Origin of the sequence: Streptacidiphilus jiangxiensis (assembly GCF_900109465.1) — a bacterium.
GTDB classification, from domain to species: Bacteria; Actinomycetota; Actinomycetes; order Streptomycetales; family Streptomycetaceae; genus Streptacidiphilus; species Streptacidiphilus jiangxiensis.
This window is the reverse complement of record NZ_FOAZ01000017.1, coordinates 108,691-128,796: the sequence shown is the minus strand read 5'-3', so window position 1 is coordinate 128,796 and position 20,106 is coordinate 108,691. Positions and strand designations below refer to the sequence as shown.

Here is a 20,106-nt window from a genome sequence, read left to right as displayed (position 1 = left end):
GAGATCAGGCCTTGCGCTCCCGGGATCGGCGCACGGACGCGACGCCCTCGGCCGGGGTGGCCAGGCTGCCGTCGACCAGGCGGGTCAGGGCCTCCAGGATCAACGTCCGTTCCGTCTGCGGGAGGGAGGAGAGAGCTTCGGCGTGCACGCCGTCGACGATGCGCCGGCTCTGCGCGGCGACGCGCGCGCCCGCCTCGGTGACCGAGATGATCCGCGCCCGCCGGTCGACGCTGGACGGGCGGCGCTCGGCCAGCCCCGCCTGCTCCAGGGCGTCGACGGTGGCCACCATGGTCGTCTTGTCCATCCCGCCGATCTCGGCAAGCTGCGCCTGGGTGCGCTCCTCCTCCAGGGCGTGCACCAGCACGCAGTGCATGCGCGGCGTCAGATCGATCTCGGCGAGCGCCGCCGCCATTCGGGTGCGCAGCACGTATCCGGCATGGTCGAGCAGGTGGGAGAGGTCGAACTCCGCGGGGGCGGGCACGGGCGTGGTCATGGTGCCAGGGTACCGATCTCGTCAGCTTGCGGATGATCCGCGAAGCGAACTTTTGCCCCGGGCCGTTCAGGCCCGTTCCTGCTCCGCGTCATGGTGGTGGCCGCGTCGGCGCCGCCACAGGAGCGGGGCCGCGCCCGCGACCAGGACCAGCAGGACGGCGGCGAGGATGCCCTGCCACGGCTTGGCGAAGAGCGCGCCGCCGAGAACGCCCACGGCGACGAAGACGGTCGACCAGACCAGCGTGGCCGGGATGTCGGCCGGCGCGAACCGGCGGACGGACCACCCCGAGAGCAGGCAGGCGGCGAACGTCGGGACGCGGCCGCCGGGGATGAGTCGGGCGATCACGAGGGCGCCCGGGCCGTGCGCCTCCAGGCGGGCCCGCGCCTTGCCGGCGCGGTGGCCGTGCCGGCTCTGTTCGAGCTTCTCCTGGATCCGCCCCGCCCACCGGTTCTCGGCACGGCCGGCCAGGCTGTACAGCGCCACGTCCCCGCACCACGCGCCGAGCGCGCCCGCGACCACGACGATCGGCACGTCCAGTGGTGCCGTCGAGGAGTGGAAGGCGGCCACGGCGGTCGCGGCGACCAGGGCCGCGGTGGGCACGATCGGGATGACCGCCCCGAATGCGACGAGCAGGAACAGTGCCACGTAGCCGATCGACTCCGGGGCGTCGGGGTCGAGGGCGAGGAGCATCGTGGTCACGCCCGCCGTCATGCCCTGCCCCCGCTCCGCGTGCCAGTGGTTCGGAACAGCGTACGTGGTCATCGGACTTATCGGCGGAAAGCGGGCGCGACGGCGACTCGGACGTGGTGGTGTCACGACTCTTGCGTTCTTCGGCCGGGAGGGCCAAGCTGCCGGGCGTCTGATAACACGTGTCACCTCCTGATCTGGAACGACGGAACGAGGAACCCTCATGACGCGACGCACGCCCCCGCGCGCCGGCCTGTTAGCGATGGCCGCCACCGGGCTCGTCCTCTCGCTCACCGCCGCCACGCCCGCCGCCGCCCACGGCCCGGGCGGTCCTCGCCACGGCGTCGACGGCGCGCTGCCGCCCGCAGGAGCCATCGGTCACGTGCTCGTGATCGACCTGGAGAACGAGAGCTTCGCCTCGACCTTCGGCCCCGGCTCACCCGCGACCTACCTCAACGGCACGGTGCTCCCGCAAGGCGAGCTGCTGTCGAACTACGACGGGGTGGGCCACGTCAGCCTCGACAACTACCTCGCCCAGATTTCCGGCCAGGCCCCGAACCTGCTCACCAGCAGCGACTGCACCACCGCCGGCGGCGGCGCCTACCTCGACGTCCGCCCCGGCACACCCGACGCCGACCAGGCGCGCTACCCCGGCCAGGTCGACGGCCAGGGCTGCGTCTACCCCTCCGGGGTGGCGACGATCGGCGACCAGTTGCAGTCCGCGTCCGACCTGCCCGGCCTGCCGACCGCCCTTGCCTGGCGCGCCTACGCCGAGGACATGGGCAACGACCCCGCCCGCGACGGCGGCACGCCCGACCCGCTCGGCGGCACCGACTGTGCCCACCCGACCCAGACCGCCGGCGCCGGCGCCGACGACACGAACAACGCCGAGGGCCCCAACGCCACCGGCGCGCAGGTGAAGTCGAGCATCACCGACCAGTACGTCGACCGGCACAACCCGTTCGTCTACTTCCACTCCGTCACCGACGACGCGGCCTCCTGCGCACGCCACGTGGTCCCGCTGGGCAGCGCCACCGCCCGGCCCGGGGGCGGCTACCACTATGCGGGCCACCTGGCCCAGGACCTGGCCGGCCCGTTCACCACCCCGCGTTTCGCCCTGGTCAGCCCGAACGTGTGCGACGACGGCCACGACGACACCTGCGCCGGCGTCAACGCCGCCGGGGCCACGACGGGCGGACTCGTCGGCGCGGACGCCTTCCTGAAGGCGTGGATGCCGCTGATCCTGAACTCGCCCGCCTACCGGGACGGTTCGATGCTCGTCATGATCACCTTCGACGAGGGCGCGGTGACGGACACCGCGGCCGCCGACGACGAGCGGCCCGGCCCCGGCAGCGCGAACCCCGGCTACTCCCCGCTGCTCAACACCCCGATCCCGGCGTTCGGCGGCAGGACCTACTACCAACTGCTCGGCGTCACCGGCCTGACGCCCGGCCAGGAGCCGCCGACCGGGACGATGCCCGGAGGAGGCCGGATCGGCGCGGTGCTGCTGAACCGGTTCTGGATCGCCCCCGGCAGTGTGGACACGACCGGCGGCTACAACCACTACTCGGCGCTGCGCACCTTCGAGGACCTCCTCGGCGTCAAGCAGCACCTCGGCTTCGCGGCGACGGCCTCGGACTTCGGAGCCGACGTCTTCAACGGCGTGGCCGCCGGCTACTGAGGCGGCAGCCGCGCCTCGATCCGTTCGAGCAGGGCTCGGAGCGCGGCCACGTCGTCCTTGTCGGCGACCTGGTCGCCCTTCCGCAGACGGACCAGGACCGAGCCACCGGGCTCCAGTTGGACGAGGGACGTCTCCTCGATGCCGTCGCCGCCCTGGGTGTGCACGGCGAGGCTGACGTCCCCTCGGGAGATGCCCTGTCGGCGCATCGCCGGCAGGTTCAGGACGCCGTCCTCGGCCAGCACCGTCGGTGTGCCCTCCAGCAGCCGGGCGAACCACGGCCACCTGGCGCCCTGTCGCACCAGCACGGAGTCCGTCAGCAGCAGGACGGCCGCGCCGAACAGCCCGCCGCTGACGGAGTTGTCGTTGCCGATGACCGCGTTCTGGACCACGTTCGACAGCAGCAGCATCACCACCAGGTCGAAGGTGTTGAGCTGCGCGAGCCCGCGCTTGCCGACCATGCGGAGCAGGATCAGCAGGGCCAGGTAGACGATGATCGTGCGCGCGGCCTTCTCGCCGTAGGAGATGCCCGCGATGAACATGTCGTTCCACATCCCGGCCACTGTAGGCAGCGAGTCGTCGGGGAGCGCCTATGCCACGCCGCGGACGCGGCGGACCAGGAGGCCGCCCAGGAGGGTGACCAGGGCGGTGGCGAGGTAGAGGCCGGTGTAGCCGCCGAGGTTGGCGATGATCGGCGCGGCCAGGGCCGGGGCCAGGACCTGGGGGCCGGAGTTGGCGATGTTGATGACACCGAGGTCCTTGGCCCGGTCGCGGGCCTGCGGCAGGACCTGGGTCACCAGGGCCTGGTCGACGGCGAGGTAGACGCCGTAGCCGGCGCCGAGGACCGCAGCCGCGGCGAGCGCGGCCGGCCAGGTGTGCTCCAGGGCGAGCAGCACCGCGGCGACGGCCATCACCACGGAGCACAGGACGACGAACGACTTCCGGCGCCCGACGCGGTCGGAGACGCGGCCGACGGGTATCGCGGTCAGCGCGGCGAAGAGCGTGTAGACGACCGTCAGGATCAGCACGCCCGTGCCGGGGTCGCCGTAGTGGACGGCGTCGGAGAGGAAGTAGAAGAGGTAGAGCGTGCCCAGCGCGTTGCCGAGGTTGATCAGGAAACGGGTGAGCCAGGCCCAGCCGAAGTCGGGGTGCAGGCGGGGACTGACCCAGAAGGAGCGCAGGAACGCCCGGCCGTCGAAGGCGGGCCGCAGGGCGCGCGGCAGCGCGGGCTCGGGGTGACGCAGCACGAACGGGAGGGCCAGAACGACGGTGAGCACGGCGAGGGTGCCGTAGCCGGACCAGACGCCGGTGACCAGCAGGGTGGTGATCAGGGCGCCGAGTACGAGGCCGAAGGACTGCATCAGGCCCGTCCAGCCGGAGACCTGGGCGCGCTGGGAGAGGGGCACCCGGTCGGCGATGGGGGTGGTGACCCCGGCCAGCATGGCGTTCAGTCCGGCCTGCCCCAGGCACCAGCCGACGGCGACCCCGGCGACGCTGTGCTGGGCCGCGGTGACGGCCAGCCCCGCCGCGCCGGCGAGCGCGCCGCCGAGGACCCATGGCCGTCGGCGGCCGAAGCGGCTGGTGGTCCGGTCCGACAGCGCGCCCGCGAGCGGGTTGACCACGACGGCGACCAGCGCACCGAGACCGGTGACCAGGGACAGTGCCCCGCTCTTGCCGTGCGGGTCGATGTGCTGGAGCTGGAGCGGCAGCAGGATCTGGATCGGCGTCATGAAGGCCATGAAGACCGCGAGCGTGGCCAGTGAGAGCGACGTCGTCCAGCCGGCCCGCACCGGGACGGTCGGTTCGTCCAGGACGGCGGCGCCGTCTCTCTCTTCCTCCTGCAGGGCCTGGCTCATGGCGGCTCCTTCGTGCCTGGTCGTGCCGGGTGTGGGGGCGTGCAGACGGTGGAGCGCGTGCGGTGCGCGGTGACTCAGGACTTCTGCGAGGCGATCAGCGCGCGGTACCACTCGAAGCTGGCCCGGGGGGTGCGGGCCTGGGTGGCGAAGTCGACCTCGACCAGGCCGAAGCGCTGGTGGTACCCCTCGGCCCACTCGAAGTTGTCGAGCAGCGACCAGGTGAAGTACCCCCGCACGTCCACGCCCTGGGCGCGGGCACGGGCGACCGCGTCCAGGTGGCCGGCCAGGTAGTCGATGCGGGTGCGGTCCTCGAGACCGGCCGGCGCGCTGCACCCGTTCTCGGTGATCCAGACGGGCGGCAGCGCCGTGCCGTAGCGGGCCTTGAGGCCCACGAGCAGCTCGGTCAGGCCGTCCGGGACGACCGGCCAGTCGAAGGAGGTCCGGGGGTAGGCCTGTTCGGGCTCGGCGAGGTCGAACGGCAGGCCGCCGGCCGGGTCGGCGGGGGCGGTGACCCAGGTCGGGTTGTAGTAGTTGATGCCCAGCCCGTCCAGCGGTGCGGCGATCACGTCGAGGTCGCCGTCCCGGACGATGCCGCCCCAGCCCGGGTCGGGCTGCCCGTAGGCGCCGAGGTCGGGGTAGGCGCCGGTCAGCAGCGGGTCGTTGAAGAGGCGGTTGTGCAGGACGTCGTAGGCGTCGGCGGCCTGACGGTCCGTCGCGGCGTCGGCGTCGGAGCGGAGTCGGACCGGGGAGCAGTTGTTGGCGATGAGCACCTGCGCGTCCGGCGCGGCGGCACGGATCGCCGCCACGGCCAGACCGTGGCCGAGGAGTTGGTGGTGGGCGACGGGCAGGGCGTCGAGCAGCAGGGCCCGGCCCGGCGCGTGCACGCCGAAGCCGTAGCCGAAGGACATGTGCACGAACGGCTCGTTGAGGGTGATCCACCGCCGCACCCGGTCCCCGAGCCGCCCCGCGACGGCGGCGGCGTACTCGCCGAACCGGTGCGCTGTCGCGCGGGACATCCAGCCGCCCTCGTCCTCGAGCGCCTGTGGGAGGTCCCAGTGGAACAGCGTCGGGGTCGGTTCGACCCCGGCCTCCAGCAGGGCGTCGACGAGCCGGTCGTAGAAGTCCAGCCCGCGCGCTTCGACCTTGCCCTCGCCGGTCGGCAGCACCCGGGGCCAGGAGATCGAGAAGCGGTAGGCGTCCAACCCGAGCCGTCGCATCAGCGCGACGTCCTCGCCGAAGCGGTGGTAGTGGTCGCAGGCCGTGTCCCCGGTGTGTCCGTCGCGGACCGCGCCCTGGCGCCGGACGAAGGTGTCCCAGATCGACGGCCCCTTGCCCTCCTCCTCGGCGGCGCCCTCGATCTGGTAGGCGGCGGTCGAGGCGCCCCAGACGAAGTCGGCGGGGAACCGGGGGAGGGGGTTCGGCTCGGCGGACGTGGTCGTCATGTGCACCGCTCTCATGGGGGAACATGAGATCTCCTCATGTTTTGGCGGTAGTGTCGTCTCCACCCACCCGTCTGTCAATGGGCCGGTCAGTCCGGGGTCACGGCCGCTCGCACGGCTGCGGCGGTCGTGGCCGCCGCCGCGGGGCTCGGATAGCGGGTGCGCGGCCAGAAGAACCCACGCAGCCCGTCGCGCGGATTCCGCGGCACCACGTGCACGTGCAGGTGCGGCACGGACTGGCTGACCCGGTTGTTCATGGCGACGAAGCTGCCCTTCGCCTCCATCCCGCGTTCCACGGCGGCGGTGACCCGCCGCACCCGGACGAAGAACGGCCCGACCTCCTCGTCGGTGAGGTCGGTCAGGGTGCGCACGTGGCGGCGGGGGATCACCAGCACGTGACCCGGGAAGAGCGGCCGGTGGTCGAGAAAGGCCACCACGAGCTCGTCCTCGAACACCGTCTCGACCGCGGCCTCGGCCTCACCGGCGGCGATCGCGCAGAACGTGCAGTCCACGTGCCGATTCAAGACGGGCACGGCGCGGCGGCCAAGCAGGCGCGCGGGCACCCGGTCGCGGCCGTCCCCCGGCGTCTGCACCGGCTGCCGCGTTCCCACAGGTCACGGCGGTGCCGTCCCGGGAATCCGTCATCTGGTCGGCGGCTCTGGCCGTCGGGACGACCACCCGGCAAGGATCGGCGTGCTCCGGCCCGGAGCCTCGACTCCCAGGAGGGGAAGCAGATGAGGATGCCTCAGCGAATGGTGACCGGCCTGTCGGCCATCGCGCTCATCGGGGGCGTGTCGGCGGTCGCCACCGCGCCGGCCGAGGCGGCGACGGCGACGGTCCGCTGCCAGTTCCCGAGCGGCACGACGGGGACGTCCGGCACGAACGCGCACGGTCTCCCCGAGTGGTACGGCGGCACGCCCTTCACCAAGCCGAGCACGTCCCTGACCACCTGCCAGGACCTCAACCTGTGGAAGGGCCAGGCCGGCGTCAGCTACGAGGGCTGGCTCTACTACGGCAACGGGAACTGGGGCGCCTGCCAGGCCGGGTACGTCCGGTACTCCGGCAGCGGATCCATCGTCCTCTGCACCAACGTGCTGCCCGGTACCACCATGGGCGTGACCTCGAGCGCCGGCTCCGGCCAGAACATCCAGATCGAGGACTGAGCAGCCCCGAAGGGCTGCTGGGGCCCGCCCCGTGCCTCAGCGACGCCTTTCGGTGATCCAGTGCGCCAACCCGTCCAGCGCGTCCGCCGCGGCCGGGAGGGCGCCGAGACAGCCCAGGAAGCCGTGGAAGGTGCCGGGGCGGAGGTCCACGCGGACGGGGACCTCCGCGACGGCCAGGCGGCGGGCGAAGCGGAGGGACTCGTCGCGCAGCGGATCGCAGTCGGCGAGGAGCAGCAGCGTGGGCGGGAGCCCCGCCAGATCGGGGGCGAGGCCGGGGGAGGCCCGGGGGTGGAACGGGTCGCCGTCCGGGCCCAGGTACTGCTGCCAGTACCAGCGCTGGTGGGCGATGGTGTGGAAGTAGCCGGTCGCGAACCGCGTCGTGGACTCGCCGTCGAGGAGGGCGTCCAGGACGGGGTAGACCAGCGCCATCCCGGCCAGGCCCTGGCCCGGGGCCACAGGGGAGTCCCGGAGGGCCAGGGCCGCGGCCGCGGCGAGGTTGCCGCCACTGGAGTCGCCCGCGACGACCACGCGCCCGGGGTCGCAGCCGAGGCGTCCGGCCTCGGCCAGGGCCCAGCCGAGCCCCGCCGCCGCGTCGTCCGCGGCGGCGGGGAAGCGGTGCTCGGGAGCAGCGCGGTGGTCCACGGCGAGCACCAGGGCGCCGGTGCGCGCCGCGAGCTCGCGGCAGAGGCGGTCGTGCGTCTCCAGCCCGGACAGCACCCAGCCGCCGCCGTGCAGGAAGACCACGAGCGGGCGCCCGCCGTCGGCCCCGCCCGGGTCGTAGGCGCGCGTCGGCACGGGCGCGCCCACGCACGGGCCGACGGCGTGCAGCGGGCGTGACGGCCCGCCGCGCGGGGCGACTCCGCCGCTCGCCGCGCGGCGCAGCGCCGCCGCCTCCAGCGGCGCGCGGGCGGGGTCGGGGAAGGCCGCCGTCATCGCGTCGCACAGGCGCCGTGCCGACGGCGGCAGGGCGTCGTCGCCCGACGTCATCAACTCCTCCCGGCCGTGGAGCCGCCGTCGACGGTGAACTCGGCGCCGGTGACGTAGGCGGAGGCGTCCGAGAGCAGGAAGGCCACGATCTCGCCCACCTCCGCCGCCGTCCCCATCCGGCCGAGCGGGATGTGCGGCCACTGGGTCGCGGCCCGGGTGGCCTCGGGCAGCATCGGGGTGTCGATGACGCCCGGATGCACGGAGTTGACCCGGATCCGGTCGGCCGCGAGGTCGAGCGCCGCGCAGCGGGTGAGGCCGCGCAGGCCGAACTTGCTGGAGCCGTAAGCGGCGTGGCCGCGGATGCCGGTCAGGCCCGCGATCGAGGAGATGTTGACCACCGAGCCGCCGCCCGCGTCCCGCAGCGCGGGCAGCGCCGCCTGCAGGCCGAGGAACGGGCCGACCAGGTTGACCTTGAGCATCGCCTCGAAGCCGGCCCGGGTCTCCTCGCCGACGGGCGTGGCACGCCAGACCCCGGCGTTGTTGACCAGCCCGTCCAGGCGCCCGAAGGCGGTGACCGCCTGCTCGACCGCCTTGGCCCAGTCGTCCGCGTCGGTGACGTCGTGGGTGACGAACACCGCGTGCTCGCGCCCGAGTTCGGCTGCCAGCGCACGTCCCTCCTCCTCCCGCACGTCGGTCAGCAGCACGCGCGCCCCGGACGCGGCGAACTGCCGTGCCTCCTCCGCGCCCTGGCCCCTGGCCGCGCCGGTGAGCAGGACCACCTTCCCGTCCAGCGAAACGGCGGTGCCGCTGGTACGCCCGCTCGTGCGCTCGCCCGTACGCCCGCTCATACGCCCGCCAACTCCTTCGCCCGTATCTGCGGGATGACCCGCTCGCCCCACTGCCGGATGGTCTCCAGGCACACCTCCTGCGGCACCGTGCCCATCTGGATCAGGCAGATGACCTCGTCCACCCCGATCGCGCGCAGCCGCTCGACGTAGGCCAGTGCGGTGCCTGCGTCGCCGTACGCGTGGTCGGCGTTGAAGGTGCCCGTTGCGCTCGGGCGCACGGGGACGCGGGCCTCGTGGAGCCTGGCCACCAGCTGGTCCCGCTCGCGGGCGAGCGCGCCGACGTGATCCTCCTCCTCCGCGTAGCCGGCCGGGTCGGGTGCCGGCCCGCCGCCGTACCAGTGGGCGATGGACTCGGCGAAGAAGCGCTGCCCGCGCGTCCCGAGGCGGTAGGCGCGCTCCGCGTCGTCCAGCACGACGGTCGGGCACAGCGCCGCGAAGTGGTCGTTGACCTGGTCGGAGACGAGGCGGTTGCCGCTGCGCCCGGCGATCGCCGCGTCGTAGACCGCGCGCATCGCGGCCACGTCCTCGGCCCCGGCGAATCCCAGCACCAGGGCGCCGAGCCCGAGTTCGGCGGCGGCGTGCAGTGTCTCGCGTTTGCTGCAGGCCAGGAAGAGCGGCGGGTGCGGATGTTGGACGGGGCGCGGCAGCACGGCCCCGGGGCCGATGTCGATGCCGCCGTGCCACTCGAAGCGCTCCTCGCGCCAGGCGGCGGAGATGATCCGCAGGGCCTCCTCGAGCTGGGGATAGGTGTCGTCCGGGTCGACGCCGAACATCGACATCTCCTGACGGGTCGCGCCGCGTCCGCCGCCGATGTCGACCCGTCCGCCGGAGAGCACGTCCAGCATCGCGGCGCGTTCGGCGACGCGGACCGGGTGCTGGTAGCCGAAGGGCAGGGTGACCACGCCGTGCCCGATCCGGATGCGCGAGGTCCGCGCCGCCACGAAGGCGAGGAAGACCTCGGACGCGCTCATGTGCGCGTACTGGGTGAGGGAGTGGTGCTCGACCGCCCAGATGCGGTCGAAGCCCGCCTCCTCGGCGAGAACGGCCTGCTCCACGCTGTCGCGGAGCAACTGCTGCTCGCGCTCGGGCGTGGGGTCGGCGAGTTGGGCTTCGAAGATCATGGAGAACTTCATGGAGCCTCCTGATATGCCGGTGTGAAATATGACTAGCAGTCATATCGTGCAGAGGGAAGAGAAGTCACCGGGATCTGCCTACACTCGCGGTCATGGCCGACGACGATGCCCCTCTCCAACTGCCCGCGACCAGTTGGGCGGTGCTCGGGCTGCTCTCCTTCGGCGAGGAGCTCTCCGGCTACGACCTGAAGAAGTGGGCGGACGCCTCGCTGCGCTACTTCTACTGGAGCCCGTCCTTCAGCCAGATCTACGCCGAGCTGCGGCGCCTGGAGGGCGCCGGCTGCGTCACCTCGCGGCTGGTGGAGCCCGAGGCCGGTGCCCGGCCCAAGCGGCTCTACCGGATCACGGATGCGGGCCTGGGCGCCGTCCGCGTCTGGGCGCGGGAGGCGCCCGTGGATCCACCGATGCTCAAGCACCCGCCGCTGCTGCGGCTCTGGCTCGGCCACCTGGCGCAGCCGGACCGGCTGCGGCGGACCCTGGAGGACCACCGGGCGGATGCCGAGGGGCTGCGCGCCCGGGCCGCCGCCGATCTGGCCCGGGCGGCGGACGAGCCCGGCTGGGCCTATCCGCTGTTGGCGCTCAAGTGGTCCGAGCGGTACTACGCGGCCCAGGCGGAGTTGATGGAGGGGCTGCGGGTGGACCTTGATGCGATGCTGGCCGCGCGGGCGGGCGAGGATCCGTCGCATTGATGTGAATCCGGCGCCCGGCCCCACCCTTCCGCGCCGGGCCGCGTCGGGTGCCGCGTGCGCTGACCTGGGGTGAGCCCTCGCGCGTCCCCGCGCGGCCGCGACAGGTGATCTTTGGCCCGATAAATCCCCTCTTCTGTCCTTGTTGACGCGGTGTCAGGCTCCTGCTTCTCTTTGCATGCAAGACACAGCACCCCCACATGTGGTGGCAAGGCAAACGCTCTGGAGTCACGGCGGCATCGCACCCGTGCGCGTTGTCTTTTGATGCGTGCACGACATTTCTTGCCGTCTCCGCTCTTCCCTGCCCGTTCCCATCCCCCCGGGCAGCCCACCGGGCTGCCGATGAGAGAGGATCCCTCGACGATGGGCATATCCCTTCGTGGTGGAGTGCGGCGTGCGGCCCTGACCGGGCTGACGACGTTCTCCCTGGCCGGCGCACTGGCGTTGGGCCTGGCCCCCGTGGCCGGCGCGGCGAGCCCGGCGACGGCCAATCCGTACAACCCGGCCACCGGCCACGCGTACCGTCATGGCGTGATTCCGACCGTCGCACAGGGCGCGAAGATGAAGCAGTGGGCGTCCTCGCACGCCTCGCCGACGGCGACCAGCGCGAACACGCTGTCGTACGGTGGCGGCATCGGCGGGGTCGGTGTCAACGACGGGAAGTCGCAGGTCTACCTGGTCTTCTACGGCAGCCAGTGGGGCACGCAGAGCACCAACGGCTCCGGCGACGCGACGTTCTCCGGCGACCCGGACGGCGCGGCCCCGGTGACCCAGGAGATGTTCAAGGGCATCGGTACCGGCAACGAGCTGTGGTCGGCGGACCTGACCCAGTGGTGTGACGGCAACGGCGTGGCGACCGGTGCGACCAGCTGCCCGGCCTCCGGCGCCAGCTACGTCCCGTACCAGAGCGGCGGCATCCTGTCCGGAGTCTGGTACGACAACTCCGGTGCCTCCCCGTCCGCGGCGACCGGCAACCAGCTGGGCCAGGAGGCCGTCAAGGCCGCCACCCACTTCGGCAACACCACTGCCGCGTCCAACCGGCACGCGTACTACGTGATCCTCTCGCCGACCGGCACCAACCCGGACAACTACCAGGGTCAGTACTGCGCCTGGCACGACTACACCGGCGACTCCTCGCTGACCGGCGGCGCCGTCAACTCTCCCGACGGGCCGCTGGCGTTCTCCAACCAGCCCTACAACATGGACTCCGGCTCCGGCTGTGGCGTCGGCTTCGTCAACAGCCCCGGCACGCTGGACGGCTGGACGATGACCCTCGGCCACGAGTGGCACGAGATGATGTCGGACCAGTTCCCGGCGGGCGGCTGGACCAACACCAGCTCGGGTCAGGAGAACTCCGACGAGTGCGCCTGGATCGCCGCGGGCCAGGCCGGCGGCGCCGCCAACGTCGCCATGGGCACCGGCACCTTCACCGAGCAGGCCAGCTGGTCCAACGACACCAACGCGTGCGCCATCTCGCACCCCATCGTCAACCACGGCGGCAACTCCGTCACGGTGACCAACCCCGGCAACCAGACCGGCACCGTCGGCACCGCCGTCTCGCTGCAGATCAACGGCTCGGACTCGGGTGGCGCGAGCCTGACCTACTCCGCCACCGGTCTGCCCGCGGGCCTGTCCATCTCCTCCTCCGGCCTGATCTCCGGCACGCCGTCCGCCTCGGGCACCTCCACCGTCTCGGTCACCGCGACCGACTCGACCGGCGCCTCCGGCTCCACGTCCTTCACCTGGACGGTCAACCCGTCGAGCACGGAGACCGTCTCGGTCACCAACCCCGGTAGCCAGACCGGCACGGTGGGCACCGCGGTCTCCAAGCAGATCTCGGCGACGGACTCGGCCGGCAAGTCGCTGACCTTCTCCGCGACCGGCCTCCCGGCGGGCCTGTCCATCTCCTCCTCCGGTCTGATCTCCGGCACGCCGACCACCGCGGCCACCTCGAGCGTGACCGTGACCGCGACCTCCGGCACCGCGTCCGGCTCGACGTCCTTCAGCTGGACGATCAACCCCAGCGGTGGCGGCGGCTGCACCAGCCCCGGCCAGAAGCTCGCCAACCCCGGCTTCGAGTCCGGCAGCGCCTCCTGGACCGCCACGGCCGGCGTCATCGGCCAGAACGGTCCGAGTGAGCCCGCCCACAGCGGCAGCTGGAACGCGTGGCTGGACGGCTACGGCACCACCCACACCGACACCCTGGCCCAGAAGGTGGCCGTCCCGGCCGGCTGCACCGACACCTTCTCCTTCTGGCTCCACATCGACACCGACGAGACCACCACGACCACGGCGTACGACACCCTGAAGGTCCAGGTCCTGAGCAGCACCGGCAGTGTCCTCGGCACGCTGGCGACCTACTCGAACCTGAACGCCAACAGTGGCTACAGCCAGCACTCCTTCAACCTGTCCAGCTACGCCGGACAGACCGTCACCCTCAAGTTCACCGGCAGTGAGGACGCGAGCCTGCAGACCAGCTTCGTCATCGACGACACCGCCGTGAACGCCTCCTGATCCAGCAGTAGTTGGCGGCCCCCTCCTCGTTCGCGGGGAGGGGGCCGCTGTGTCGCTTCGCGACGTACGACCAGGTGACACCCCCCGGTCGGGGGAGGAGAACCAGCCGTCTCGGGGGTGAAACGTCCACCGGTGCGGGGGTGCGTCCGGTCTGTGGAATTCGAGAAGGTGTTCCATCGATGCGCGGATCACCGGACGTCCCCCGGACAGGCCCTGGCGGCCCCGCCGCGCGTCCGGGGTCCTGGCCGGTCGTCGGTGCGCAGGACCCCTCGACACGAAGCGAGAGGAACTCCTGCATGGCGTTCACCCGTACCCAGACCCTCATGGCCGGGTCCGCTGCGGCCGCGATAGTCGCGGCCACCGCGGTCGCGGTCCTGCCTGCCACCGCGTCGGCCTCCGCCGCGCCGGTCACGCTCACCTCGGGGGTCGGCGGCCACGCCTACCGGCACGGCGCGTTCCCGCAGCTCGGGGCCGGACACGAGCTGCACGCCACGGCACCGCTGTCCGCGGGCGGCGGCAAGGCCAACGAGACCAAGCCGATGACCTACCACGGCGGCACCGGCGGGGTCGGCGTCACCACCGGTGCGCCCAAGGTCTACGTGATCTACTGGGGCTCCCAGTGGGGCACCGCCGCGAAGGACGGCAACGGCTACACCACCCTGTCCGGTGACACGGCCGGCATGGCCCCCCGCCAGCAGGCCTTCTTCAAGGGCCTCGGCACCAAGGCCGAGAAGTGGTCCGGGGTGATGACCCAGTACTGCCAGGGCATCCCCACCGGGGCCAAGAGCTGCCCCGCCACCAGCGCCCACGTCGGCTACCCGACGGGCGGCGCGCTCGCCGGCGTCTGGTACGACGACTCGGCCCTGGCGCCGGGTGCCGCGACCGCCAACCAGATCGCGCAGGAGGCGGTCAAGGCCGCCCAGCACTTCGGCAACAACACGGCCGCGGTCAACCGCAACGTCCAGTACGTGATCACCTCGCCGACCGGCACCACGCCCGACGGCTTCAACACCGCCAGCGGTAACTTCTGCGCCTGGCACGACTTCACCGGCGACCCGGGCCTGGACGGCGGCGGCGCGGTCAACTCCCCGGTGGGTTCGGTCGCGTTCACGAACATGCCCTACCTGACCGACGCCGGCAAGAGCTGCGGCGCCGGCTTCGTCAACGGTGCGGCGGGTGCGCTGGACGGGGTCACCATCGTCGGCGGTCACGAGTACGCCGAGACGATCACCGACCAGTTCCCCTACTCCGCCAACCCCACCTCCCCGGTGCTCACGAGCGGTGGCTGGATCACCGACAACGACAGCTCGGGTGGCGAGAACGGCGACAAGTGCGCCTGGGTCCGTACCGGAGTCGGCGCCTCGTTCAACCTGGCGCTGTCCACCGGCTCCTTCCCGGTGCAGACGACCTGGGCGAACGACGCCAACCACGGCGCCGGTGGCTGCGAGGGCTCGCACCCGATCGTCACCAACGCCCATGCTGTGACGGTCGGTCACATCGCCAACCAGAACAGCCCTGTGGGCCGCGCCGTCCGCGTCGCGGTCATCGGGCACGACAGCGCTCCCGGCTCGCGCCTCACCTACACGGTGGCCGGTCTGCCCGCCGGTCTGCACATCGACGCCCGCACCGGTGTGATCACCGGCCGTCCGACCCTGCGCGGCACGTTCCACGTGACCGTCCAGGCCAAGGACGCGACGGGTGCGCTGGCCCGCACCACCTTCACCTGGACCGTGCGCGCGCACTGACCCAGGGGCCCCGGGGCATGGAAAAACCCTGGGGCCCGGCCGTGACGGCCGGGCCCCAGGGCCTTGGTAGCGGGGACAGGATTTGAACCTGCGACCTCTGGGTTATGAGCCCAGCGAGCTACCGAGCTGCTCCACCCCGCGTCGGTGATTCAGACTCTAACAGAGCCCGGCCCGGTACCCGAAATCGATTCCCTGCAGGTCGCGGCCCGCAGTCCTCAGCCGCCGGTGGTGACGGACCCGAGAGCGGCCGGACGCTCGCCGGTGGCCTGGCGGGGGAGGACGCGTTCGCGGTGGTGCTCCTCGGTGAGGTCGTGGAGCCGGGCGTGCAGGAGGTGGCGCAGCGTGATGACGCCGAGTGGGCGCCGCGTCGCCGGGTCGACGACCGGGGCGCTGCTGAGGCCCGTCTCCGCGAAGAGGTAGGCGACCTGGCGCAGTGTCTGGTCCTGGTGAACGACCAACCGGCACGGCGACGTGGCCTCGCGGACCGTGGGCGGCACGGTGTGCGGGGATGCGACATCGGCCAGCCGGCGGCGGGTGGTGACGCCCACGAGCGTGCCGTCGAGGGTGTCCACGACCGGCACCAGTGCGTCGTCCGGCCCGCTGAGGGCGCCGATCCGCTCGCGGGTGACGTCGTCGTGCTCGGTGAGCAGCCCGCCGCCGTCGAGCGGGAGCATCACCTCACGGGCGAAGAAGGTCTCCAGCGGGTCGGTCGAGTACTCACGAGTGAGGTGCAGGCCGCGCCGCGCGATCTTCTCGGTCAGGACCGAGCGCTTGAGCACCAGCGCGGACAGCGCGTAGGCGGCCGTGGCGGAGACCACCAGCGGGAGCAGCATGCCCCAGGCGTGGGTGAGCTCGAGGGTGAAGACGACGCCGGTGAGCGGCGAGCGCATGACGCCGCCGACCACGGCGGCGAGGCCGAGGATGCCCCAGAAGCCGGGGATCGCGTGCGGGAAGAGCATGCCCTCCCAGGCGCCCAGCGCGCCGCCGATCATGAAGACCGGAGCGAGCACGCCGCCGGAGGTGCCCGAGCCGAGCGAGAGCGCCCAGATGACCGTCTTGACGGTCAGGATGCCGATGATCAGGTCGAGCGTGGCGCGGCCGGTCAGCAGCTGGTCGATGACGTCGTAGCCGACGCCGAGCGCGCGCGGCTCGATCAGGCCGCCGAGGCCGATGACCGCGCCGCCGATGGTGGGCCACCACATCCAGTGGAACGGCAGTCGCGCGAAGGTGTCCTCGGCCCGGTAGACCAGCCAGGTCGCGGCCACGGCCAGCGCCCCGCCGGTCAGCCCCACGATCGCGGCCAGCACGTCGAGGGTCGGGTCCAGGTGCAGACCGGCGGCGTTCACCGGGAAGACGGGCGCGGTGCCGAGCAGGTAGCCGCGGCAGACCGTCGCCACCGAGACGGCGGCGACGACCGGCACGAAGCTGCGTGGGCGCCACTCGAAGAGCAGCAGCTCGACCGCGAGCAGGATCGCGGCGAGCGGCGAGTTGAACGTCGCCGCCATGCCGGCGGCGGCGCCGGAGACCAGCAGCGTCTTGCGTTCGTTCGCGGTCAGGTGCAGGAGCTGGGCCAGGATCGACCCGATCGCGCCGCCGGTCATGATGATCGGACCCTCGGCGCCGAACGGGCCGCCGGTGCCGATGCTGATCGCGGCCGAGACGGGCTTGAGCACCGCGACCTTCGGCTGGACCCGGCTGCCGCCGGTCAGGATCGCCTCGATCGCCTCCGGCATGCCGTGCCCGCGTATCTTCTCCGAGCCGTAGCGGGCCATCAGGCCCACGACCAGGCCGCCGACGACGGGCGCGCCCAGCACCAGCCACCAGGGGTGGTGCACCGCGCCGGGTGCGACCAGTGCGGTGCTGAGACGTTGGTAGAAGACGAGGTTGGTGACCAGCCCGATCAGCCGTAGCAGGGCGAGCGCGGCGAGCGAGCCGATGCCGCCGACGACCAGGGCGAGGGCCGTGATGGCCAGCATCCGGGGTCGGGCGGTGAAGTCACCGAGGCGGACGGGCGTGGAGGCGTGCGCGGTACGCATGTTGCTCCGGTTTCTCTTCTTCTCGCCGCTCGTGAGGGACGGGCGACGGGCATGGGGCAGGTGGGTGTCAGAGGGGGACGGGCCCGTGCAGGTCGGCGGCGTACTCCTCACCCACGACCTGGTGGAAGGCGTCCAGGCCGTCGGCCGTGGCGGCGCGGAGCATCGGGGGGATCCGCGCGAGGATCCGTGCCAGCTCCTGCTCGCGCCACCGCAGCACCTGGTCGACCAGGGTCTGCCCGAGCGGGGCGAGCTCCAGGGTGACCACGCTGCGGTGGTGCGGGTCCGAGCCGCGCAGCACATGACCCGATCCGACCAGCCGGTCCGCCAGCCGGGTGACGGACGACGCGCCGAGTCCGAGCGTGCGGGCCACCGTGGAGGAGGGGCATCGCCCGAGGTCGTCGAGCGCGAGCAGCATGCGCATCTGCGGCAGCGAGATGCCGCCGCCCGCAGCCTCCAGGCTGTGCAGAGCAACGCCGATCAGATCGCGGGTCGCGCGCTGGAACGCCTGGATCTCGTCCGCGCTCGGGGTCGCCTGCGGGGTGCGAGTCGCTTGATTGGCCATGGGAGAAGTATTGCATGCAGCAAGACTTGCCCAGAGGTAGCCTTGTATACAGCAAGCCACGGAGGAAGGCGGAGATCATGATCGGTCGCACGTCTCGTACGTCTGCCACGTCTGCCACGTCTGCCACGTCCCGCAGGGCCCGTCGTGGTTCGTCGGCCCGGTCCGGGGCGGGCTCGGACGCCCTCAGTCCTGAGCTGCACCGCGCCCAGGAGCTGCTGCTCGCCGCCGTCGCCGAGGGTGGCACCGCCCGCCTCGCGCACATCTGCCTCGACGCCTGGGACGGCGGCGACGCCGTGGCCGCCGGTATGTCGCTCGGCGCGCTGCTGCGTGCCGTCCCCGGAATGGGTCCGCTCACGGCCCACGAGATCCTCGCCCACCTCCGTGCCACCGAGGCGACCCTCGTCGGCGAGCTCGACCACGCCCAGCGCGTCGCCCTGCCCGCCGGCTTGGCCCGCGCCCGCCGCCCGAGCACCGCCGCCATGGAGTGACCGGCCTTCGGGGGCAGGGAGATTGGCCGTTCGTCAGGCGATCGTGATCAGTCGGACGCATGCGGATAGATTGCAGGGATGCGCGGGTGCCGGAACGGCCACCGCGTCGGATCTATCCGGGGAGCACGTGTGAGTGAAGTCGGCGCAGCGGCCGTCCTGCCCAAGCAGCCGGTCACGGTCTCCGACGAGCGGGTCGGCGTCAACGGCGCGATCGCCGCGGCGCTGACCCAGGGCGTGGGCTCGATGCCCGCCCTCTACGTCACCCTCGTCTTCTGCGGCGGCTGGATGGCCCTGGCCACCTGGGGCCCGCTGCACGGGGTCGACCCGTACCCGTTCTCGTTCCTGCTGTTCCTGAACAACGTCGTGCAGTTGGTGCTGTGCGCCGTGATCCTGGTCGGGCAGCGGGTGCTCGGCGTGGCCGCCGACCGCCGGGCGGTGCAGACCTACGAGAACGCCGAGGCCATCTTCGCGCAGGTCGCGGACCTCCAGGCGCATCTCGACCGCCACGACCGGGTCCTCGGCCGCGGTGCCAGCCTGCTGGACTCCACCCCGCACCCGTGGATCCGTCGGCACCGGGTCCAGGCGCCCCCGCAGGCGATCGACCAGGTCGTCGGCGCCAACGGGAGGATCGCCGCGTGGCTCACCCAGCGCCTGGGCAGCATGGGCGCGTTCTACATCGCCGCCGGCACGCAGGTGGTCTGGATCGGCATGGCCGAGCTCGGCTTCCAGCGGTTCGACCCGTACCCGTTCGCGTTCATGACCTTCCTGTCGACCTTCGCGCAGCTCGTCTTCATGATCGTGATCATGGTCGGCCAGAAGGTGCTGAGCCTCGCGGGCGACCGCCGCTCCGAACAGACCTTCCTCGACGCCGAGGCGATCCTGCACGAATGCCGACGCATGAAGGCCCGCCTGGTCGCCCAGGACCGTGTCGTGGAGAGCCTCTCCGACTACACGTCCACACAGGTCACCGAGCATCTCGCCCAGGCGCTGCACCAGAGCCGGATGCAGGCGGCTGCGGCCGAGACCGGCGCGGGTGGACGGTCCGCGCTGCGACCCTGGCACGAACTGCCGGAGGAGTCACGGGAGACGAGCCGTGCGCACGCGCGCCGGGTCGGTGAGAGCCTGGCGGCGATCGGCTGCCTCATGTTCCCCACGACGGGCGAGGACTCGCCGGACGCCGGGATGCTCGTGGCCTTCGAGGAGCAGGAGGCCCAGGTGCTCGCGCGACTGGAGCACGAGCAGCAGCCGCAGGGCGTCCCGTGGGACGAACTGTCCCAGCGCGCACGGGCGCAGGCGGTCGACGCGGTCCGCTACCTGCCGACCGTCCTGGCGGATGTCGGCTTCCAGGTGCTGCGGACCGGCGGCGGCGACGGGGTGGGCGAGCTGGACTTCCACGCCGACGACTGGATCACTCTGCAACGGGCGTTGATCGTCTCCGGCGTGCTGGTCGCCCTCGCCGAGGGCGACGTCGACGCCGACGAGATCGTCGCGATGGTGCAGTTGCTGCGCGAGGCGAGCGTTTCCCACCCCCGGCGGCTGATCCGGGAGTTGGCGGCGGCCTCGTCCTTCGACACCGGCCTGCGCCCCGACGCCCGCTACGCCGACTACGAGAAGCCCGCGTTGGAGACCGTCCACGCGGCGAGTGTCGTCATCGCCCGGGTCGCCCCCGCGGAGCTGGCGGAGTTCCGCGCCTTCCTGGTCCGCATCGCCGAGGTCGTCGCGGAGGCGAACAACGAAGGCGGCTTCTTCGGTCTCGGCGCCCGTCCGCGGACGCCGCGCGAATCCGCGGCGATGGAGGCGGTGGCAGCAGCGGCCCGGCCGGACGCCTGAGGCGTCCGGCCGGGCCGCTGG

Annotated in this window: 18 protein-coding genes and 1 tRNA gene; 7 read left to right on the top strand and 12 right to left on the bottom strand. The window is 72.4% G+C overall.

What is annotated here, in order from left to right; translation table 11 throughout:
* Nucleotides 1-4: 4 nt before the first annotated feature.
* On the bottom strand, nucleotides 5-493 hold the full coding sequence (locus tag BMY61_RS28850; protein ID WP_042443204.1) for a MarR family winged helix-turn-helix transcriptional regulator: 489 nt from the start codon (nucleotides 491-493) through the stop codon (nucleotides 5-7).
* 66 nt (nucleotides 494-559) lie between these two features.
* On the bottom strand, nucleotides 560-1,255 hold the full coding sequence (locus tag BMY61_RS28845; protein WP_052438359.1) for a DedA family protein: 696 nt from the start codon (nucleotides 1,253-1,255) through the stop codon (nucleotides 560-562).
* A 187-nt stretch (nucleotides 1,256-1,442) separates the two neighbouring features.
* Between BMY61_RS28845 and BMY61_RS28840 the strand changes: the two genes are divergently transcribed.
* Nucleotides 1,443-2,861: a hypothetical protein gene (locus tag BMY61_RS28840; protein ID WP_052438360.1), complete on the top strand. Its 1,419-nt coding sequence runs from the start codon at nucleotides 1,443-1,445 to the stop codon at nucleotides 2,859-2,861.
* Here the strand turns inward: BMY61_RS28840 and BMY61_RS28835 are convergent.
* The 4 genes from BMY61_RS28835 to BMY61_RS28820 all read right to left on the bottom strand — a co-directional run bounded on the left by BMY61_RS28835 (nucleotide 2,855) and on the right by BMY61_RS28820 (nucleotide 6,665).
* Nucleotides 2,855-3,412, bottom strand: a complete 558-nt coding sequence (locus BMY61_RS28835) for a DUF421 domain-containing protein (RefSeq protein ID WP_042443206.1) — start codon at nucleotides 3,410-3,412, stop codon at nucleotides 2,855-2,857. The genes BMY61_RS28840 and BMY61_RS28835 overlap by 7 nt on opposite strands.
* 36 nt (nucleotides 3,413-3,448) lie before the next feature.
* Nucleotides 3,449-4,714 carry an MFS transporter gene (locus BMY61_RS28830; protein ID WP_042443208.1) on the bottom strand — a complete coding sequence of 422 codons (1,266 nt, stop codon included), beginning with the start codon at nucleotides 4,712-4,714 and terminating at the stop codon, nucleotides 3,449-3,451.
* Nucleotides 4,715-4,788: 74 nt separating this feature from the next.
* Nucleotides 4,789-6,156, bottom strand: coding sequence for a GH1 family beta-glucosidase (locus BMY61_RS28825; protein ID WP_042443210.1), 1,368 nt, complete (start codon nucleotides 6,154-6,156; stop codon nucleotides 4,789-4,791).
* A gap of 86 nt (nucleotides 6,157-6,242) precedes the next feature.
* Nucleotides 6,243-6,665, bottom strand: coding sequence for an HIT family protein (locus tag BMY61_RS28820; RefSeq protein ID WP_075004107.1), 423 nt, complete (start codon nucleotides 6,663-6,665; stop codon nucleotides 6,243-6,245).
* Between the two features lie 228 nt (nucleotides 6,666-6,893).
* Between BMY61_RS28820 and BMY61_RS28815 the strand changes: the two genes are divergently transcribed.
* Nucleotides 6,894-7,316, top strand: coding sequence for a hypothetical protein (locus tag BMY61_RS28815; RefSeq protein ID WP_143094568.1), 423 nt, complete (start codon nucleotides 6,894-6,896; stop codon nucleotides 7,314-7,316).
* A 36-nt stretch (nucleotides 7,317-7,352) separates the two neighbouring features.
* Here the strand turns inward: BMY61_RS28815 and BMY61_RS28810 are convergent, their stop codons facing one another.
* Genes BMY61_RS28810 through BMY61_RS28800 form a run of 3 tightly spaced genes read right to left on the bottom strand, consistent with a single transcriptional unit; the run spans nucleotide 7,353 to nucleotide 10,224 of the window.
* Entirely contained in the window at nucleotides 7,353-8,303 is a 951-nt protein-coding gene (locus BMY61_RS28810) for an alpha/beta hydrolase (RefSeq protein ID WP_075004101.1), read from the bottom strand.
* Complete coding sequence (locus BMY61_RS28805) at nucleotides 8,303-9,091, bottom strand: SDR family NAD(P)-dependent oxidoreductase (protein ID WP_042443218.1); 789 nt, start codon at nucleotides 9,089-9,091, stop codon at nucleotides 8,303-8,305. Before BMY61_RS28805 ends, BMY61_RS28810 begins: the two co-directional genes overlap by 1 nt.
* Entirely contained in the window at nucleotides 9,088-10,224 is a 1,137-nt protein-coding gene (locus BMY61_RS28800; protein ID WP_042443219.1) for an LLM class flavin-dependent oxidoreductase, read from the bottom strand. The genes BMY61_RS28805 and BMY61_RS28800 overlap by 4 nt, the downstream gene beginning before the upstream one ends.
* 92 nt (nucleotides 10,225-10,316) lie before the next feature.
* Between BMY61_RS28800 and BMY61_RS28795 the strand changes: the two genes are divergently transcribed.
* The 3 genes from BMY61_RS28795 (at nucleotide 10,317) to BMY61_RS28780 (ending at nucleotide 15,169) form a co-directional block, all read left to right on the top strand.
* Nucleotides 10,317-10,913: a PadR family transcriptional regulator gene (locus tag BMY61_RS28795; RefSeq protein WP_042443220.1), complete on the top strand. Its 597-nt coding sequence runs from the start codon at nucleotides 10,317-10,319 to the stop codon at nucleotides 10,911-10,913.
* Nucleotides 10,914-11,273: 360 nt separating this feature from the next.
* Entirely contained in the window at nucleotides 11,274-13,424 is a 2,151-nt protein-coding gene (locus BMY61_RS47955) for a putative Ig domain-containing protein (RefSeq protein WP_236655876.1), read from the top strand.
* 296 nt (nucleotides 13,425-13,720) lie between these two features.
* Nucleotides 13,721-15,169, top strand: coding sequence for an Ig domain-containing protein (locus BMY61_RS28780; protein ID WP_063773184.1), 1,449 nt, complete (start codon nucleotides 13,721-13,723; stop codon nucleotides 15,167-15,169).
* Between the two features lie 64 nt (nucleotides 15,170-15,233).
* Here the strand turns inward: BMY61_RS28780 and BMY61_RS28775 are convergent.
* From BMY61_RS28775 to BMY61_RS28765, 3 genes are all read right to left on the bottom strand, one after another.
* Nucleotides 15,234-15,310 (bottom strand) — tRNA-Met (locus tag BMY61_RS28775).
* A 74-nt stretch (nucleotides 15,311-15,384) separates the two neighbouring features.
* Nucleotides 15,385-17,205 carry a chloride channel protein gene (locus tag BMY61_RS28770; RefSeq protein WP_042443221.1) on the bottom strand — a complete coding sequence of 607 codons (1,821 nt, stop codon included), beginning with the start codon at nucleotides 17,203-17,205 and terminating at the stop codon, nucleotides 15,385-15,387.
* A 67-nt stretch (nucleotides 17,206-17,272) separates the two neighbouring features.
* The gene (locus BMY61_RS28765; RefSeq protein ID WP_042443223.1) at nucleotides 17,273-17,767 is read right to left on the bottom strand and encodes a MarR family winged helix-turn-helix transcriptional regulator; all 495 of its coding nucleotides are present in this window, start codon (nucleotides 17,765-17,767) and stop codon (nucleotides 17,273-17,275) included.
* Between the two features lie 77 nt (nucleotides 17,768-17,844).
* Here BMY61_RS28765 and BMY61_RS28760 point away from each other — a divergent pair, with 77 nt between their 5' ends.
* Complete coding sequence (locus BMY61_RS28760) at nucleotides 17,845-18,255, top strand: hypothetical protein (RefSeq protein WP_042443225.1); 411 nt, start codon at nucleotides 17,845-17,847, stop codon at nucleotides 18,253-18,255.
* Between the two features lie 129 nt (nucleotides 18,256-18,384).
* Nucleotides 18,385-20,085, top strand: a complete 1,701-nt coding sequence (locus BMY61_RS28755) for a DUF1003 domain-containing protein (RefSeq protein ID WP_052438363.1) — start codon at nucleotides 18,385-18,387, stop codon at nucleotides 20,083-20,085.
* Nucleotides 20,086-20,106 lie beyond the last annotated feature (21 nt).

Coding starts and splice junctions, on each gene's coding strand:
- BMY61_RS28850 (WP_042443204.1), bottom strand. CDS start 493: ATGACCACGCCCGTGCCCGCCCCCGCGGAGTTCGACCTCTCCCACCTG.
- BMY61_RS28845 (WP_052438359.1), bottom strand. CDS start 1,255: ATGACCACGTACGCTGTTCCGAACCACTGGCACGCGGAGCGGGGGCAG.
- BMY61_RS28840 (WP_052438360.1), top strand. CDS start 1,443: ATGGCCGCCACCGGGCTCGTCCTCTCGCTCACCGCCGCCACGCCCGCC.
- BMY61_RS28835 (WP_042443206.1), bottom strand. CDS start 3,412: ATGTGGAACGACATGTTCATCGCGGGCATCTCCTACGGCGAGAAGGCC.
- BMY61_RS28830 (WP_042443208.1), bottom strand. CDS start 4,714: ATGAGCCAGGCCCTGCAGGAGGAAGAGAGAGACGGCGCCGCCGTCCTG.
- BMY61_RS28825 (WP_042443210.1), bottom strand. CDS start 6,156: ATGACGACCACGTCCGCCGAGCCGAACCCCCTCCCCCGGTTCCCCGCC.
- BMY61_RS28815 (WP_143094568.1), top strand. CDS start 6,894: ATGCCTCAGCGAATGGTGACCGGCCTGTCGGCCATCGCGCTCATCGGG.
- BMY61_RS28810 (WP_075004101.1), bottom strand. CDS start 8,303: ATGACGTCGGGCGACGACGCCCTGCCGCCGTCGGCACGGCGCCTGTGC.
- BMY61_RS28805 (WP_042443218.1), bottom strand. CDS start 9,091: ATGAGCGGGCGTACGGGCGAGCGCACGAGCGGGCGTACCAGCGGCACC.
- BMY61_RS28800 (WP_042443219.1), bottom strand. CDS start 10,224: ATGAAGTTCTCCATGATCTTCGAAGCCCAACTCGCCGACCCCACGCCC.
- BMY61_RS28795 (WP_042443220.1), top strand. CDS start 10,317: ATGGCCGACGACGATGCCCCTCTCCAACTGCCCGCGACCAGTTGGGCG.
- BMY61_RS47955 (WP_236655876.1), top strand. CDS start 11,274: ATGGGCATATCCCTTCGTGGTGGAGTGCGGCGTGCGGCCCTGACCGGG.
- BMY61_RS28780 (WP_063773184.1), top strand. CDS start 13,721: ATGGCGTTCACCCGTACCCAGACCCTCATGGCCGGGTCCGCTGCGGCC.
- BMY61_RS28770 (WP_042443221.1), bottom strand. CDS start 17,205: ATGCGTACCGCGCACGCCTCCACGCCCGTCCGCCTCGGTGACTTCACC.
- BMY61_RS28765 (WP_042443223.1), bottom strand. CDS start 17,767: ATGGCCAATCAAGCGACTCGCACCCCGCAGGCGACCCCGAGCGCGGAC.
- BMY61_RS28760 (WP_042443225.1), top strand. CDS start 17,845: ATGATCGGTCGCACGTCTCGTACGTCTGCCACGTCTGCCACGTCTGCC.